Origin of the sequence: Aestuariibius violaceus (assembly GCF_040779325.2) — a bacterium.
In the GTDB taxonomy this organism is placed as follows: Bacteria; Pseudomonadota; Alphaproteobacteria; order Rhodobacterales; family Rhodobacteraceae; genus Aestuariibius; species Aestuariibius violaceus.
This window is the reverse complement of sequence record NZ_JBFONT020000004.1, coordinates 1-14,388: the sequence shown is the minus strand read 5'-3', so window position 1 is coordinate 14,388 and position 14,388 is coordinate 1. Positions and strand designations below refer to the sequence as shown.

18 protein-coding genes are annotated in these 14,388 nt (G+C 66.6%); 11 read left to right on the top strand and 7 right to left on the bottom strand.

Annotated elements, in window-relative coordinates; all coding sequences use genetic code 11:
• Nucleotides 1–11 precede the first annotated feature (11 nt).
• The gene (locus AADZ90_RS13910) at nucleotides 12–1,610 is read right to left on the bottom strand and encodes a peptide chain release factor 3 (protein WP_367310923.1); all 1,599 of its coding nucleotides are present in this window, start codon (nucleotides 1,608–1,610) and stop codon (nucleotides 12–14) included.
• A 337-nt stretch (nucleotides 1,611–1,947) separates the two neighbouring features.
• Here AADZ90_RS13910 and AADZ90_RS13905 point away from each other — a divergent pair, with 337 nt between their 5' ends.
• Together AADZ90_RS13905 and AADZ90_RS13900 are read left to right on the top strand one after the other, a co-directional pair.
• Nucleotides 1,948–2,322, top strand: coding sequence for a SnoaL-like domain-containing protein (locus AADZ90_RS13905; protein ID WP_367310924.1), 375 nt, complete (start codon nucleotides 1,948–1,950; stop codon nucleotides 2,320–2,322).
• Between the two features lie 79 nt (nucleotides 2,323–2,401).
• Nucleotides 2,402–2,632: a hypothetical protein gene (locus AADZ90_RS13900; RefSeq protein ID WP_367310925.1), complete on the top strand. Its 231-nt coding sequence runs from the start codon at nucleotides 2,402–2,404 to the stop codon at nucleotides 2,630–2,632.
• 10 nt (nucleotides 2,633–2,642) lie between these two features.
• On the opposite strand, the gene AADZ90_RS13895 is transcribed toward AADZ90_RS13900, so the two are convergent.
• Entirely contained in the window at nucleotides 2,643–3,500 is an 858-nt protein-coding gene (locus AADZ90_RS13895) for a universal stress protein (RefSeq protein WP_367310926.1), read from the bottom strand.
• A gap of 124 nt (nucleotides 3,501–3,624) precedes the next feature.
• On the opposite strand from AADZ90_RS13895, the gene AADZ90_RS13890 reads away from it, so the two are divergent.
• Together AADZ90_RS13890 and AADZ90_RS13885 are read left to right on the top strand one after the other, a co-directional pair.
• Nucleotides 3,625–4,401, top strand: coding sequence for an SDR family oxidoreductase (locus AADZ90_RS13890; protein ID WP_367310927.1), 777 nt, complete (start codon nucleotides 3,625–3,627; stop codon nucleotides 4,399–4,401).
• A 174-nt stretch (nucleotides 4,402–4,575) separates the two neighbouring features.
• Nucleotides 4,576–5,658: an ABC transporter ATP-binding protein gene (locus tag AADZ90_RS13885; protein WP_411997044.1), complete on the top strand. Its 1,083-nt coding sequence runs from the start codon at nucleotides 4,576–4,578 to the stop codon at nucleotides 5,656–5,658.
• Here the strand turns inward: AADZ90_RS13885 and AADZ90_RS13880 are convergent.
• A complete protein-coding gene (locus AADZ90_RS13880; protein ID WP_367310928.1) occupies nucleotides 5,655–6,461 on the bottom strand; it encodes an NmrA family NAD(P)-binding protein in 807 nt (268 codons plus the stop codon). The genes AADZ90_RS13885 and AADZ90_RS13880 overlap by 4 nt on opposite strands.
• Before the next feature lie 89 nt (nucleotides 6,462–6,550).
• Between AADZ90_RS13880 and AADZ90_RS13875 the strand changes: the two genes are divergently transcribed.
• The gene (locus tag AADZ90_RS13875; protein WP_367310930.1) at nucleotides 6,551–6,901 is read left to right on the top strand and encodes a winged helix-turn-helix transcriptional regulator; all 351 of its coding nucleotides are present in this window, start codon (nucleotides 6,551–6,553) and stop codon (nucleotides 6,899–6,901) included.
• Here the strand turns inward: AADZ90_RS13875 and AADZ90_RS13870 are convergent.
• Both AADZ90_RS13870 and AADZ90_RS13865 read right to left on the bottom strand, forming a co-directional pair.
• Entirely contained in the window at nucleotides 6,865–7,551 is a 687-nt protein-coding gene (locus AADZ90_RS13870; protein WP_367310931.1) for a helix-turn-helix transcriptional regulator, read from the bottom strand. The genes AADZ90_RS13875 and AADZ90_RS13870 overlap by 37 nt on opposite strands.
• A 20-nt stretch (nucleotides 7,552–7,571) precedes the next feature.
• Entirely contained in the window at nucleotides 7,572–7,886 is a 315-nt protein-coding gene (locus AADZ90_RS13865; protein ID WP_367310932.1) for an antibiotic biosynthesis monooxygenase family protein, read from the bottom strand.
• A 466-nt stretch (nucleotides 7,887–8,352) separates the two neighbouring features.
• Between AADZ90_RS13865 and AADZ90_RS13860 the strand changes: the two genes are divergently transcribed.
• Genes AADZ90_RS13860 through AADZ90_RS13845 form a run of 4 tightly spaced genes read left to right on the top strand, consistent with a single transcriptional unit; the run spans nucleotide 8,353 to nucleotide 10,789 of the window.
• On the top strand, nucleotides 8,353–8,589 hold the full coding sequence (locus AADZ90_RS13860) for a twin-arginine translocase TatA/TatE family subunit (protein WP_367310933.1): 237 nt from the start codon (nucleotides 8,353–8,355) through the stop codon (nucleotides 8,587–8,589).
• A gap of 3 nt (nucleotides 8,590–8,592) precedes the next feature.
• On the top strand, nucleotides 8,593–9,060 hold the full coding sequence (gene tatB / locus AADZ90_RS13855) for a Sec-independent protein translocase protein TatB (RefSeq protein ID WP_367310934.1): 468 nt from the start codon (nucleotides 8,593–8,595) through the stop codon (nucleotides 9,058–9,060).
• Entirely contained in the window at nucleotides 9,057–9,926 is an 870-nt protein-coding gene (tatC, locus tag AADZ90_RS13850; protein WP_367310935.1) for a twin-arginine translocase subunit TatC, read from the top strand. The genes tatB and tatC overlap by 4 nt, the downstream gene beginning before the upstream one ends.
• On the top strand, nucleotides 9,923–10,789 hold the full coding sequence (locus tag AADZ90_RS13845) for an ATP-binding protein (RefSeq protein WP_367310936.1): 867 nt from the start codon (nucleotides 9,923–9,925) through the stop codon (nucleotides 10,787–10,789). The genes tatC and AADZ90_RS13845 overlap by 4 nt, the downstream gene beginning before the upstream one ends.
• Here AADZ90_RS13845 and AADZ90_RS13840 read toward each other — a convergent pair.
• A complete protein-coding gene (locus tag AADZ90_RS13840) occupies nucleotides 10,746–11,753 on the bottom strand; it encodes a helix-turn-helix domain-containing protein (protein ID WP_367310937.1) in 1,008 nt (335 codons plus the stop codon). The two genes, AADZ90_RS13845 and AADZ90_RS13840, sit on opposite strands and share 44 nt — an antisense overlap.
• A 111-nt stretch (nucleotides 11,754–11,864) precedes the next feature.
• Here AADZ90_RS13840 and AADZ90_RS13835 point away from each other — a divergent pair, with 111 nt between their 5' ends.
• Both AADZ90_RS13835 and AADZ90_RS13830 read left to right on the top strand, forming a co-directional pair.
• Complete coding sequence (locus AADZ90_RS13835) at nucleotides 11,865–12,872, top strand: alpha/beta hydrolase family protein (RefSeq protein WP_367310938.1); 1,008 nt, start codon at nucleotides 11,865–11,867, stop codon at nucleotides 12,870–12,872.
• 109 nt (nucleotides 12,873–12,981) lie between these two features.
• A complete protein-coding gene (locus tag AADZ90_RS13830) occupies nucleotides 12,982–13,638 on the top strand; it encodes a transglycosylase domain-containing protein (protein ID WP_367310939.1) in 657 nt (218 codons plus the stop codon).
• A gap of 260 nt (nucleotides 13,639–13,898) precedes the next feature.
• Here the strand turns inward: AADZ90_RS13830 and AADZ90_RS13825 are convergent.
• Nucleotides 13,899–14,388, bottom strand: a 490-nt coding sequence (locus tag AADZ90_RS13825) for a peptidoglycan DD-metalloendopeptidase family protein (RefSeq protein WP_411997043.1), incomplete at its 5' end; no start/stop codon positions are given.

The window sequence follows — 14,388 nt, the reverse complement described above, 5'->3', positions numbered from 1 at the left end:
GAAGGCTCCGTTCAGACCATCATCTCTTTCGTCGCGGTGAGGCGGATGTCGGGGTAGTCGCGTTCGACGCGGTCGATGTCCCATTGCAGGCGGGTGAGGTAGACGGTGTCGCCGTCATTGTCGTGGGCGATGTGCTGTTTGTTGGCGTTCGTGAAGGTGTCGACCGCCTGCTTATCGCCGCTGACCCAGCGGGCGGAGGTGAACTGGGACTGTTCGAAGCGGACGGGGAGGCCGTATTCAAGCTCGATCCGGGAGGCCAGCACCTCGAACTGGAGCTGGCCGACGACGCCGACGATGAAGCCGGAGCCGATGGAGGGTTTGAAGACCTTGGCCGCGCCTTCCTCGGCGAATTGCATCAGGGCCTTTTCGAGGTGCTTGGCCTTCATCGGGTCGCCTGCGCGGACGCCCTGGAGAAGCTCGGGGGCGAAGCTGGGAATCCCTGTGACCTTAAGGACTTCGCCTTCCGTCAGGGTGTCGCCGATGCGGAGCTGGCCGTGGTTGGGGATGCCGATGATGTCGCCCGCCCAAGCCTCTTCCGCGAGTTCGCGGTCGGAGGCGAGGAAGAGGACGGGGTTCGAGACGGTCATCGGTTTCTTATCGCGGACATGGGTCAGCTTCATGCCACGATGGAAGTGGCCCGAGGCGAGGCGGAGGAAGGCGACGCGGTCGCGGTGCTTGGGGTCCATGTTGGCCTGGACCTTGAAGACGAAGCCCGAGACCTTTGATTCCTCGGGCGAAATCTGGCGCGGCTCGGCCGATTGGGGCTGCGGTTCGGGGCCGTAGGTGCCGATGCCGTCCATCAGCTCTTTCACCCCGAAGGAGTTGATGGCGGAGCCGAACCAGATGGGCGTCAGCGTGCCTTCGAGGAGCGCCTTGTGGTCGAGGGGCGGGAGGAGTTCGCGCGCCATCTCGATCTCTTCCAGGAAGGTGTCCAAGAGGTCGGCGGGCACGTGTTCCTTGAGCTGGGGATCGTCCAGGCCCTTGATTTCAATGGATTCCGCGACCTTGTTCCGGTCGGCGCGGTCCATCAGTTCCAGCCGGTCGCGCAGGATGTCGTAGCAGCCGATGAAGTCGCGGCCGCGGCCGATGGGCCAGCTGGCGGGGGTGACGTCGATGGCGAGGTTTTCCTGGATCTCGTCGATGATGTCGAACGTGTCGCGGCTTTCCCGATCCATCTTGTTGCAGAAGGTCAGGATCGGCAGGTCGCGCAGGCGGCAGACCTCGAACAGCTTCTGGGTCTGGCTTTCGACGCCCTTGGCGCCGTCGATGACCATGACCGCCGCGTCGACGGCGGTGAGTGTGCGGTAGGTGTCTTCGGAAAAGTCCGAGTGGCCGGGCGTGTCGACGAGGTTGAAGCGGAAGTCCTTGAAATCGAAGGACATTGCCGAGGCGGAGACAGAGATGCCCCGGTCCTTTTCCATCTGCATGAAGTCCGACCGGGTGCGCCGCGCCTCGCCCTTGGCGCGAACCTGGCCCGCCATCTGGATGGCACCGCCATAGAGCAGGAACTTCTCGGTCAGCGTCGTCTTGCCGGCATCGGGGTGCGAGATAATCGCGAAGGTCCGGCGGCGGGCGATCTCGGGTGGCAATTCGGGGCGGTTGTCCAGCATGGCGGCGATATAGGGGGGGCTTGAGGAAAGGGCAATTCGGGGTGTCGGATACCTGTCGGCACTCTGTCGGACTTCTGTCGGACAACTTGCCTGTTTTTCGGGCATCTGGTGTGCGATTGAGAATCACTCGCATTTCTGACTGACAATGAAGATCTGTCAGCTTGAGTCGTTGCCGGATTGAGGACAAACGGGGCGCAGGAAAGTCTTTGGATTTCATGACCCCTCCGCACGGCGGTTTCAGGAGCGTTGCAGCAGCGTGCGGCGCAACGGCGGATGTCTTTGGACTGTGACGCGAGGTGTGTCAGACTGACGCAACCCAACAGGTGGAGGATACGTCATGGGGATCATGGAGATCGGAAACGAGCTGGTCAAAGGCTGCCGCGAGGGGCGCGAGATGGAGAACCTCGACAGGCTCTATGCGGCGGATGCCGTATCTGTCGAAGCGGCGGATATGCAGGGGATGGGGCGCGAGGCGCCGGGCCTTGAGGCGATCCGCGGCAAGCACCAGTGGTGGGAGAGCAATTTCGAGGTGATCGAGCCCAGGGTGGAGGGGCCGTATCCGCATGGAGAGGACCGCTTTGCGGTGATGTTCGGCGGTAAGTTTCGGAACAAGGAGTCCGGCGAGATTTCGGACATGAACGAGATCGCCGTCTATCACGTGAAGAACGACAAGATCGTGCGGGAGGAGTTCTTCTACCCCACGGAGGCATGACGCCGCATCGCCAGTCCGTTCCTTGATCGCAGGGCTGCCGCAGGGTAAGGCCCGCGGCACCAGATGAGGGGATGACAGGATGAAACGTGCCGTGGTTTTGCTGGGCCTCGGCCTGGTTCTGCTCGCCGGGTGCGGCGGGCCGGATTATGCGACCCAGTGCCTTTTGGCGGACCCGCAGCCGGGGACGTATCTTTACCCCGCGGGCGGCAACGTGCCCGTCGTCGTGCCCGCCGAGGGCGGCACGATGGAAGGGGCAGAGGCGATCAACGCCTGTATCGAGGACCGCGCGCGCGCGGACGGGCGTCTTTAGGATCTTGACCCTAGTCGCCGTTCTTCGGCGGCCGGGCGACCAGGAGGTCGCAGGGCGGCGCGCGCATCAGATCGTTGGCGAGACTGCCGAGGAAGGCAGGCATTGACCCCACGCGCCCATGGGCGCCGACCGCGATCAGGTCGATATCGGCCTGCTGCACCTTGCCGAGGATCGCGGGGAGGGTACCGCCCGCGATGACGTCGACCGGCTGGAGCTGGGGCGGCAGGTCTTCGTCGGAGATCCAGGCCTTGGCGCTGGCGTCGGCCTCGTTCCGGAACGCGCCTTCGAGCTCGTGCAAGGCGCCGGGAGAGCGCGCCATCCGGCCGCTATAGGGGACGTGGATGGTGTGGATCGGGTGGATCGCAGCCTCGGGCGCGAGGTCGTGGGCGAGGCCGATCGCAGCGGTCGAGGCGGGCGAGAAATCGGTGGGCGCGAGGATGTGGCGATAGGCGCCTTCCGGGCGTTCGACAGCCACCAGCACGGGCGCGGAGGAGAGCCGTGCGATGCGCTGCATCGTTGTCTCGCGCATGTCGTCGAAGAAGCGGCGGGGCCGATGGAGGCCGACGATGACGAGCGCCGGGCGGCGTTGGGCGATTTCGTCGATCATCAGGTCGGTCGGGTGGCCTTCACGCAGGACCGGGGTACAGGGCACACCGCCGGTCGCCGCTGCAATGCGGTCGAGCGCCTCTTGCGACTTGCCGCGGATCTCGGCGCGGATCGTCTCGGGCGTGGCGTCGTCGAGCACGTGCAGAACCTCGATCCCAGCGCCCATTGTGCTGGCAAGCTGGACGGCCCGGCCGAAGGCGTGGTCGGAGCGTTCAGAGAGATCGCTTGCGACGAGAAGGAGGGGCTTGGCATCGGGGGGCATGGTCGTCTCCGCGCTGGCTTCGGCTTCCGACATATCTCCGGGACCGGTGTGCCGCAAGAACGGCCCGATTGTTGCCGCCGGGCCGGTGGGTTAGGAGAGACCGGCACGACAGGGAGGATGCGGCATGGATCTGGGGATTGCGGGCAAGCGGGCGCTGGTCTGCGCATCGTCGAAAGGGCTGGGGCGGGGCTGCGCCGAGGCGTTGGCTGCGTCGGGCTGCGACCTGGTGATCAATGCGCGATCGGCCGGGCCGCTGGAGGATGCGGCGGAGGCGCTGCGCGCCCATGGTGGGACGGTGACGGCCGTGGCCGCGGATGTGACGAGCGAGGCGGGCCGCGCCGAGGTGCTGGAGGCGGCCGGGGCCGTCGATATCCTGGTCACCAATGCGGGCGGGCCGCCGCCGGGGATGTGGACCGACTGGGATCGGGATGACTTTATCGCGGCATTGGATGCCAACATGCTGACGCCGGTCGCCCTGATGACCGCCTTGCTGCCGGGGATGATGGAGCGGGGCTGGGGGCGGGTCGTCAACATCACCTCACAATCGGTGAAGGCGCCGATCCCGCAGCTGGGCCTATCGAATGCGGCGCGGACCGGGCTGACGGGGTTTGTCGCCGGGACGGCCCGGCAGGTGGCCGGCAAGGGGGTGACGATCAACAACCTGCTGCCGGGGATCCATGCGACGGACCGGGCGGATGCGTTGGATCTGGGCGTAGTGAAGGCGCAGGGGATCACGCTGGACGAAGCGCGGGCGCAGCGGGCAGCGACGATCCCCGCGGGGCGGTATGGCACGGCGGAGGAGTTCGGGGCGGCCTGTGCATTCCTCTGTTCGGTCCATGCGGGGTTCATCGTGGGGCAGAACATCCTGCTGGATGGCGGGGCGGTGAACGCGACGCTCTAAGACCGGTGCGGCTTGCGCCGCGCGCGATGCTTTTGCGCTCAGGCCGCGCGGGCCTTCAAGGGGACGCTGTCCCCTTGAAAATCCCCTGAAGTATTTCCGGCAAGATGAGGATGGGTTGCGGGTTTTCCGCCCGCCCTCTATCTGACGTTTTCGGTCGGGTAACGGAGAGTGCGGTTGGTGGAGCGGCCACGGCTGGAAGCGGACGGATTAGTGCGCGCCTTTGACGGGCGGCGGGTCGTCGATGACGTGTCGCTGTCGGTGGGCGCGGGGCAGATCCTGTGTCTGCTGGGACCGTCCGGCTGCGGGAAGTCGACGACGCTGAGGATGATCGCGGGGGTCGAGCATCCGGATGCGGGCGCGATCCGGGTGGACGGGAGAACCGTTTGCAACGGCATCGACTGGGTGCCGCCGGAGGCGCGGTCGGTCGGGCTGATGTTTCAGGACTTCGCCTTGTTTCCCCATCTGGATGTGGCCGGCAACGTGGCGTTCGGGTTGTCGGGGACGAAGGCCGACAAGCGGGCGCGGGTGGAAGAGCTGCTTGAGCGGGTCGAGATGTCCGATCACATCGCCTCGTGGCCCCATGAGCTGTCGGGCGGGGAGCAGCAGCGGGTGGCACTGGCGCGCGCGCTGGCGCCGCGGCCCCATGTGATGCTGATGGACGAGCCGTTTTCCGGTCTGGACAACCGCCTGCGGGACGAGATCCGGGACCATACGCTGGACCTTCTGAAGGAGGAGGGGACGGCGGTGGTGCTGGTCACCCACGAGCCGGATGAGGCGATGCGCATGGCCGACGAGATCGCGCTGATGCGGGAGGGGCGGATCGTGCAGCGGGGGGCGCCCTACAACATCTACAATGCGCCGATGGACCGGGCGGCGGCGGCGTTTTTCAGCGATATCAACGTGATCGAGGGTCGGGTCGAGGGCGCGCTGACCGAGACCGCGTTCGGGCAGTTCCTGGCGCCGGGCGTGCCCGATGGAACGGTCGTCGATATCGTGATCCGGCCGCAGCATCTGAAGATCGATTTCGACCGCCAGGGGCGGGGGCCGCTGCCCACGCCTGTCGAGGGGACGCCCGCCCGAGGAATCGTTGAGCGGGCGCGGTTCATGGGCGGCGAGAGCCTGGTCGAGTTCCGGATGGAGTTCGACGGATCGAAGCTGGTCGCGTCGGTCCCGCAGGTTTTCTTGCCGGAGGCAGGCACGCCCCTGTGGCTGATGATCCGGCGGGACCGGTGTTTCGTGTTTCCGCGGGTCGGCTAGGTAAGGGCGCGGGCGGCGAAGTCCGACGCGGTTTCGAGCGGGATGTTGAGCGCCTGTGCCTCGGGGTCCTTTGTCGCCATGAAGTCGGGGTTTTCCGCGAGGGCCTTGTAGAGGGTCGCGATGCGGTCGCCTGCCGGGGCGCCGAGGGCGTCGTTCATGGCACTTGCGAAGACCTCGATCGGGAGCTGCTGGTACGTCACGCCCTTTCCGATCGCCTGAGCGAGGGCGGGGCCGGGCAGCGGTTCAGCGCCGCCGATGCGGAGCTGGCCCGTCAGGCCATTTTCGGTGGCGGCGACAATGTAGGCCGCGAGGTCGCGGTGGGAGAGCCAGGCGATGGGCGCCTCTGCCGGAGCCGGGTAGGCGAGGGTTCCGTTTGCGATGCCGTCGCGGAGCACGGGCATCATCAGGTTGTCGAGATAGACGGTCGGCTCAACCGTCAGGGTTCGGGCGCCGCTTTCGGAGACGCTGGCCCGGGCCTGCCGCATGTCGTCGAAGAGCGGGCCTGTTCCGTTCGGAGGGATCCGGCCGGCGAGGTTGAGGATGTAGGCGGGGATACCGGCCATTCGGACGGCTGCGGCCATGGCCTCGGCAAAGTCGGTCATGGCGCCGGGGCGGTGGTCCTGGGGCAGGGTGGCGACGACGAGGTCGCTGCCTTCCATCGCCTTCGCCAGACCCTCGGCCGACTGATCCGGGTGCGTGGCGCGGCTGAGGCGGCGGGTGGTCCAGCCGGCAGCCTCGAAGGCGGCGGCGATGGCCGATTGCTGGGTGCCGGTTGCGGCGGGCAGGGTGACGGTGCGGGGCATATCTCTCTCCATCATTGTGTGGTTGGGAGAGGGATGGCAGAGTGGATGCGACTGCGTAAGTACGCACTATTTTGTAAGGTAGTATCAAAATGGATACCAAAGAGCGTATCTGCCAGACGGAGACCTGCCCTGTGACGCGGACGGTTCAGGTGATGGGCGGGCGGTGGAAGCCGATCGTTCTTTATTACCTCGCCGGGCGGCCCCGGCGGTTCAACGAGTTGCGCCGCCTGATCCCGGAGGTCACCCAGCGGATGCTGACCCAGCATTTGCGGCAGCTTGAGGCGGATGGGGTCGTGCACCGGGACGTCAAGGCGCAGGTGCCGCCCCACGTGGAGTATTCGCTGACGGAGATGGGCCGGTCGCTGATGCCGATCCTGGAGGGGATGGCGGAATGGGGCGAGGCTCATCCCGGGTCGGAGGCGGCGAGGCGCGCCTCGTAGTCCTCGATTGTCTTGCCCGGTTCGGGGGCGAAATGTTCTGACAGCGGCTGGAGGGTTTGGATCCGGTCGGGGCGGAAGACGCGGAAGTCATCGCGCAGTTCGCACCAGCAGGTCACGGTCCAGACGCGGCCCCAATATTCCAGTTGCAGGGGGCGGATGGTGCGGGTCGTGGTCGCGCTGTCCGTTCTGTAGGTGAGGCGGAGCTTCTGGCGGGCGCGGATCCCGGTGCGGAGCTGGGGCATGTGTGTGAAGCCCTTGGCGGCGTCGGCAAAGGGGTAGATGGCGAAGCCCCAGCCGGTGGCCGGGGCTTTGCGGGTTTCGGGGAGCACCGCGTCGATCTTGGCCGCGAGGGTCCGGGCGGCGCGCTGAAGGTCCTTGTCGGCGGCCTCTTCCACGACGGCCATGCCGAGATGCAGCGCCTCGAGTTCGGTGGGCGTCAGGTTGAGCGGCGGCAGGGTGATTGCTGCCGTCATGCGGTAGCCGACGCCGCGTTCGCCTTCGACGGGGATGCCGGAGGCCATGAGCGTTTCCATGTCGCGGTAGATCGTGCGGAGGGAGACCTCGACCCGCTCGGCCAGATCGCGGGCGCGGTGGAGGCGCCCGTCGCGCAGGATCGTCACCAGATCGAAGAGACGGTCGGTGCGGCGCATGGGCCCGCGGTTGCCGGCCGTCAGACCATCTGCCAGCGGACGTGTTCGTGGCGCATGTCGACGCTGCCGGGGGCGATGGCCTTGATGAAGGTCTGGGTCGAGGGATGGCTGCCGATCGTGGCGGCGGCCGCCTTGGCGTCGTCCATCGAGGCCCAGAGGACATAGTCGGTCCAGGTGCCGTCCTCACCTTGCGTCAGGGTGCGGGCGAGGAAACCTGGCGCGGCCTCGACGAAGGCACGGGTTTCGGCGGCGGCTTCGGTGAAGGCGTCCGGGCTGACGTCGTCGGTGATGCGGAAGGTGACGATTTCGGCGACGGCGCTAGGTGATGAGGTCATGGAGGAGCCTTTCGGTGGAGTGATTCGCGGTGTGTGGTTCCTCGATAGCGACCCCCAACTGCCACAGACCTGTCAGTTGGATGCAGGACGGGACGGATCGGGGCGATTTGGCGCGGCGCGGGGGGATTGTGACCGGCTTCGGCCTTCCCTCCGGGCCGGTGAGCGCGTATCTACGGCACTCGGGATATCTTGCGGGCTATAGACGGTATGTCGCCGAGGGGAGACGCTGATGATAGGTGAGATCTACGCGACCGCCGCACCATTGGTTTGGCTAGGGCTTTGTGCCTTGGTTGGTTTCTACGCGCAGCGGGATGAGCGAAGTGGGCCTCTCTGGTTCTTCATTTCGCTGTTATTCACGCCGATCCTCGCGGGGATCATACTTACGGTTCTGCAGGAGCAGGCGGCACGGAGCCGCGGCATCAAATAACCTTTGACGGACATCTGAGGTAATCGAAGGAACAAAGAAATGCTCAACAATATCGGCCTTCCTGGCCTTCTGCTCATCGCGGTGGTCGTGCTGGTGCTTTTCGGGCGCGGCAAGATCAGCTCGCTGATGGGTGAGGTCGGCAAGGGGATAACGGCGTTCAAGAAGGGCGTGTCGGACGGCAACAAGGAGATCGACGATGCCTCCTCGACCGCCGCGCGCGATGTGACCCCGGCGGAAGAGGCAGAGACGGCCGACGCCGACAAGCGGAACGTCTAAGCCTTGTTCGACATCGGGGGAACGGAGCTCCTCCTGATCGCCATCGTGGCGCTGATCGTGGTGGGGCCGAAGGACCTGCCGGGGATGTTCCGGACGGTCGGTCAGTTCATGGGCAAGGCCCGGCGGATGGCGCGCGAGTTCTCGAACGCGATGAACGCGGCGGCTGACGAGGCGGGGGTGAAGGACGTGACCGAGACGTTCCGGGCGGCGACCAATCCGTCGAAATTCGGGATGGACAAGGTGAAGGAGGCGACCGACCTGGCGATGGGGCCGGAGACGCAGGCGCTGAGCGAGAAGCGCAAGGAACAGGCCGAGGCGATCCGCAAGAAATCCGCTGAGATGGCCGAGGCGCGGCTGGCGAAGGAGGCGGAACTGGCCGAGGGCGCGCGTGCGCCGAACGCGCCTTTGCCTGAAGGGGAGGTTCCCGCGCCCGCGGTCGAGCCCGCGCCGGTCAGGAAGGACGAGGCATGAGCCAAGCCGAAGACGATATCGAGGACAGCGCCGCCCCGCTGATCGAACATCTGGCGGAGCTGAGGACGCGGCTGATCCGGTCGGTCATGGCGTTTCTCGTGGGTATGGTGCTGTGTTTCACGGTGGCCGAGCCGATCCTGAATTTCCTGGCCGCGCCGATCGCGGATGTCCTGCTGGCCCGGGGGGAGGATCCGCGGCTGATCTTTACGGCGCCGCAGGAGAAGTTCTTCGTTTTGATCCGTATTTCCTTCATCGGCGGCTTCGCTTTGGCATTTCCTGTGATCGCGCATCAGATGTGGCGGTTCGTGGCGCCCGGGCTCTACCGGTCAGAGAAGAACGCGTTTCTGCCTTTCGTCATCGCCTCGCCGGTGCTGTTCCTTCTGGGGGCGTCCTTTGCCCATTACGTGGTCACGCCTCTGGCGATGAATTTCTTCATCGGGTTTTCCGATGCGATCCCGGCTTTGACGGCGATCCTGGCCGGTGAGACGCCGGTGGGCGAGATCGAGAACGAGGATCTGCGAACGGTCTTTCTGGGCTCGGTGCGCGAGTCGCTGGACCTGACGCTGAAGTTCATCTTCGCGTTCGGTCTGTGTTTCCAGCTGCCGGTGCTGCTGACGCTGATGGGCAAGGCCGGTCTGGTGAGCGCCGAGGGGCTGCGCGGTGTTCGCAAATATGCGGTCGTCGGTATCCTTGTCATGGCCGCGTTGGTGACGCCGCCGGATGTGATCACGCAGGTCATCCTCTTCGTCGTGGTTTACGGCCTCTACGAGGTGTCGATCCAGCTGGTTCGCTGGGTGGAATATGAGCGTATGAAGCGTCTGAAGGCCGACGGGCTTTGGGAGGACGAGCTGGAGGAGGAGGCGTGACGCGCGCCATCACCTGGCCCGGGGACGAGGTAGCCGGGCCGTTGGAGCGGATCGCAGAGGCGCTGGAGCGGATCAGCCCGGCGCCGGTGGTCGCGCCGGCCTTCGAGGCCGAGGCGTTCGTCTGGCATGTGGAGCCGGACCGGCTGGAACCCGTTGCGGAGGTCAACCGGGTCGCGCTTGACCTGCTTGTTGGGATCGACCGGGCGCGGGATACGTTGTTCGGCAACACGGAGCGCTTTGCGAAGGGATTGCCCGCGAACAACGCGCTGCTTTGGGGCGCGCGGGGGATGGGGAAATCCTCGCTCGTCAAGGCGGTGCATGGGCGGTTGGCCGGGACGGGGCTGAAGCTGGTCGAGGTGCATCGGGAGGATCTGCCGTCGATCGGGCGGTGTCTGGCGATGCTGCGCGGGCGGGCGGAGCGGTTCGTGCTGTTCTGCGACGATCTGAGCTTCTCCCAGGACGATGCGCATTACAAATCGCTGAAGGCGGTGCTGGATGGCGGCATCGAGGGGCGACCCGAGAATGTGGTGCTGTATGCGACGTCGAACCGGCGGCATCTGATGCCGCGGGACATGATCGAGAACGAGCGCGGCTCGGCCATCAACCCGTCCGAGGCGGTGGAGGAGAAGGTCTCGCTCTCCGACCGGTTCGGGCTGTGGCTGGGATTTCATGCCTGCGATCAGGACGCGTATCTGGAGATGATCCGCGGCTATTGCGATGCCTACGGGGTGGAGATTTCCGACGAGGATCTGCGGGCCGAGGCGATCGAGTGGCAGGCGACCCGGGGCAGCCGGTCGGGGCGCGTCGCATGGCAGTTCTTTACCGATCTGGCGGGGCGGCGGGGCGTGCGGCTTTCCAGCTAGACGGTGTCTGGCCCGTGACGCGGGCGAATTCCCGATTGAAATTGGACTTGGTGTTGAAGCCGCTTTCGAACATCGCGGTGGTCACGCTGTCGCCTGCGGTGAGCCGCTCGCAGGCATGGGCGATGCGGCGGGCGTTGATGTAGCGCGACACGTTCTGTCCGGTACTACGGTTGATCGCGGCGGAGAGCGTCTTGACCGGTACGCCAAGGCGGCGGGCGAGGCGGGACAGCGTAAGGTCGGGGTCGAGGTAGAGGCGATCGGCGGTCATCAGGCTTTCGAGCCGGTCGAGCAGATCAGCGTCGTCGCGGGACGGATCCTGCGGCGGCTCTGCGCTGTCGGGCGTTGTCAACGTGTCGGACAGGCTGAGCGTGCCGATGGCCAGCAGTGCCAGCGACGAGAAGGTGCCGAAGATCCAAGGGACGAGGTCGGCGCGGTCTGTTGCGATCGCCGCTGCAATCAGGCCATCGCCGACGGCCGAGCCGAAGAGCGCCGCGGCGATCGCGATCCAGATGCGGCGCGGGATCGTGCCGCCGTCGAGCCGGGTGCGGGGCAACGTCTCGGGCGTTGTCCACAGGGCGATGAGGATCGCGGCGCTGTAGCCTGCGAAGAGGCTGCTCACGACGATGTCGAGCGTCGCCGGGGCGAAGAGCAGGCAGAAGGCGGTGAAGAGCGGCCCGGCCGCGTGAAGCGCATCGGATCGCCGGGGCGCGCGGCGGGCGGCGGATTGGAAGGCGATCCAGGCGAGCGGCGGGATTGCCGTTGCCGTGACCGGCTGCAGGGGGCGAAGCGCGGTCAGGCCGTAATGCTGGACAAGTGAGACAGTGAGGCCCTGGAGCGCGCAGGCAGCGAGGAGGGCAGGCATCAGGGCGGGCTTTTCCTCTGCGCGTGCGAGGCGGAGCGCGAGTGCTGCGAGGATCAGTGACACCACAAGCGGCAGGGGAAGAGTGGGGATCTGGCTGTCCATGGCCTTTGGGTAGGACGAAAACCGGATCCGCACGACCTGGAACCGGTTTTAGGTCTCCGGAACGGCACGGGTCGCAGCAGGAATGATGCATCGACACATACGGAGGATGCGATGCGACAGGTGATTATGGCGGCTTTGATCGGCTTGGCTGGCGCGGCCGGGGCCGAGGAGATTGCGGGTTATGACAGGCTGACGGTTCATGCCGCGCACCGGCCCGCGCCGGTGGCGGGTTCGGTCTGGTATCCGGTGGGGATACCGACCTACCGCGGCCGGGTGGGGGACGGGCCGGTCTTTCAGGGCACGTCCGCCTATGTCGGGGCGGCGATCGCCGAGGGACGGCATCCGCTGGTGCTGATCTCTCACGGTTCTGGCGGGAACATGGACGGGCTGGGATGGCTGTCGTCCGAACTGGCCTTGCGCGGTGCGGTCGTTCTGGCGGTGAACCATCCGGGCAGCACGTCGGGCGATTCCTCGCCCCGGCGCAGCGTGCGGTTGGACGAGCGTGCGGCGGATCTGTCGGCTGCGCTTGACCAGGTGCTGGCGGATCCGGCCTTTGCGCCGTTCGTCGATCCGGAGCGGGTGGCGGTTCTGGGGTTCTCGCTTGGCGGGGCCACGGCGCTGAACCTGGGTGGGGTGCGCTTCGACGGGGCGGCCTATGGCGCGTTCTGCGAAGCGCGCGGGGGCGAGGATTGCATCTTCCTCCGCAAGGGCGGGGTGGATCTTGCGGCGCTGCCGGAGGGGTTTTCGGCCGGGATGCGGGACGTCCGGATAGGACGGGTGATCGCGGTTGACCCGGCCTTTACCTATGTTGCCACGCCCGGGAGCGTTGCCGGGGTCGAGGTGCCGGTGATGCTGATGAACCTTGGGGAGGACGCCCGGTCTGCGACGGCGGATATGAGCACCGAGGGGAGCGGGCTTGCCGAAGAGCTGGATGACGTCACCTATGAGGTCGTGAGCCCGGCGAGCCATATGACCTTTCTGGCCCGGTGCACCCCGGCTGGGGTCGCGATCCTGGCGGAGGAGCAGGATGATCCCGTCTGCACCGATCCGGCCGGGGTGGATCGCGCGGAGGTCCACGACGAGATCGTCGACCGGGTCGCGGCATTTCTTGGTCTGTGACGCGGGGCGCGGGGCGGTCTGACGCGCCCCGCCTTCCGCATCGGTCTTGTCTCGGGAGAGGCCTTCGGAAAGGATTGCGGCATCCCTTGCCACGTCTTCGGAGATCCTGATGCGCAAGATCGTCATCTATTTGCTGTCGCTGGCATTTGTCCTTGTCGGGGCGGCCGTGGCCTATTTCGGCGACGGCTATCTCGATGCCCGATCCGATGGCGATGCCTTTCGGGAGCGGGCCGATGCGCTGATTGCCGGGGGGCTTGGCGCCGCGGGTCTGGGAGAGGGCCGGGCGGAGATGCTTCTGGCCGTTCAGGATCCGGGATTTGCCGACCACGCCGGGGTCGATCTGACGACACCGGGGGCGGGGATCACGACGATGACGCAGTCGCTGGCCAAGCGGCTTGGGTTCGACGCCTTCCGGCCCGGTGTCGGGAAGATCCGGCAAACGGGCTTTGCGATGGGCCTTGAGCGGGAGCTGTCGAAGGAGCAGATTTTTGCGCTTTTTCTCGATACCGTCGAGATGGGGCGCGGACCGGACGGCTGGATGACGGGATTTTACGGGGCGAGCGAGGCGGTCTATGGGGCCTCGGTGGCAGACATCGCCGACGGACAGTTCCTGTCGCTTGTCGCCGTGATGATCGCGCCCGGGGTCTATCATCTGCGTGCCGAGGATGCAGAGCTTGGCATTCGCGTGGATCGGATTGCGCGGATGCTGGAGGGTGCCTGCGCGCCATTGGGGCCGTCGGATGTGTGGCTGGACGGGTGTGCATAGCCCGATCTGGGGCGGGATGATGCGCGAGTGAAGAGGGCAGCGCCCGCCCCGTGGGGGGGGCGGGTCGCGCGCTGCCCGGCGGTGCCGCCGGGCGGGACAAATATTTGGCGGTTTGCAGGGTGTCTGACTGTTCCGACGGGGTGAACCCCGCCCTACCAGCAGCTTCTGGTGTCATCCCCGGCTTGACCGGGGGTCTCTTTGGGGCGGGAGATCCTCGGGTCGAGCCCGAGGATGACGTGGCTCGGAAGATCGGCCCGGTCTCAGGGCAGGAAATCCTCCGGGTCGACGCTTTCGAGGCCGCGGCGGACTTCGAAATGGAGGAAGGGCGGGTCGCTGGCGCGGACGCGGGCGATGGACTGGCCGCGGGTGACGGTGTCGCCGCGGGAGACGCTGAGCCCGTCGATATTCGTGTAGACCGTCAGCAGGTCGTTCGCGTGGCGGATGACGAGGATCGTCACGCCGTTCGTATCCTGCGTGACGGCCGCGACCTGACCGGCGCCTGCGGCACGGACGGCGGTGCCGGCCGGCACGCCGATATCGATGCCTTCGTTCCGGCCCGGCGCGTAGGCGCGGATGATCCGGCCTTCGACGGGGCGGATGAAGGTCGAGCTGGGCTCTGCGGTGCGCTGGTCGCCGAGTTGCGGCGAGGCGGGTGTATTGGCGGCCGGCTGGGCCGTGGGTGCTGTGACTTCCGGGGCCTCATCGGGCAGTGGGCGGGTAGAGCTGGGTGGGGCCGGGGTCAGGGAGGGA

Coding starts and splice junctions, on each gene's coding strand:
- AADZ90_RS13840 (WP_367310937.1), bottom strand. CDS start 11,753: ATGGACAGCCAGATCCCCACTCTTCCCCTGCCGCTTGTGGTGTCACTG.
- AADZ90_RS13910 (WP_367310923.1), bottom strand. CDS start 1,610: ATGCTGGACAACCGCCCCGAATTGCCACCCGAGATCGCCCGCCGCCGG.
- AADZ90_RS13830 (WP_367310939.1), top strand. CDS start 12,982: ATGCGCAAGATCGTCATCTATTTGCTGTCGCTGGCATTTGTCCTTGTC.
- AADZ90_RS13860 (WP_367310933.1), top strand. CDS start 8,353: ATGCTCAACAATATCGGCCTTCCTGGCCTTCTGCTCATCGCGGTGGTC.
- AADZ90_RS13895 (WP_367310926.1), bottom strand. CDS start 3,500: ATGCCCCCCGATGCCAAGCCCCTCCTTCTCGTCGCAAGCGATCTCTCT.
- AADZ90_RS13870 (WP_367310931.1), bottom strand. CDS start 7,551: ATGCGCCGCACCGACCGTCTCTTCGATCTGGTGACGATCCTGCGCGAC.
- AADZ90_RS13865 (WP_367310932.1), bottom strand. CDS start 7,886: ATGACCTCATCACCTAGCGCCGTCGCCGAAATCGTCACCTTCCGCATC.
- AADZ90_RS13905 (WP_367310924.1), top strand. CDS start 1,948: ATGGGGATCATGGAGATCGGAAACGAGCTGGTCAAAGGCTGCCGCGAG.
- AADZ90_RS13835 (WP_367310938.1), top strand. CDS start 11,865: ATGCGACAGGTGATTATGGCGGCTTTGATCGGCTTGGCTGGCGCGGCC.
- AADZ90_RS13880 (WP_367310928.1), bottom strand. CDS start 6,461: ATGCCCCGCACCGTCACCCTGCCCGCCGCAACCGGCACCCAGCAATCG.
- tatC (WP_367310935.1), top strand. CDS start 9,057: ATGAGCCAAGCCGAAGACGATATCGAGGACAGCGCCGCCCCGCTGATC.
- AADZ90_RS13900 (WP_367310925.1), top strand. CDS start 2,402: ATGAAACGTGCCGTGGTTTTGCTGGGCCTCGGCCTGGTTCTGCTCGCC.
- AADZ90_RS13890 (WP_367310927.1), top strand. CDS start 3,625: ATGGATCTGGGGATTGCGGGCAAGCGGGCGCTGGTCTGCGCATCGTCG.
- AADZ90_RS13875 (WP_367310930.1), top strand. CDS start 6,551: ATGGATACCAAAGAGCGTATCTGCCAGACGGAGACCTGCCCTGTGACG.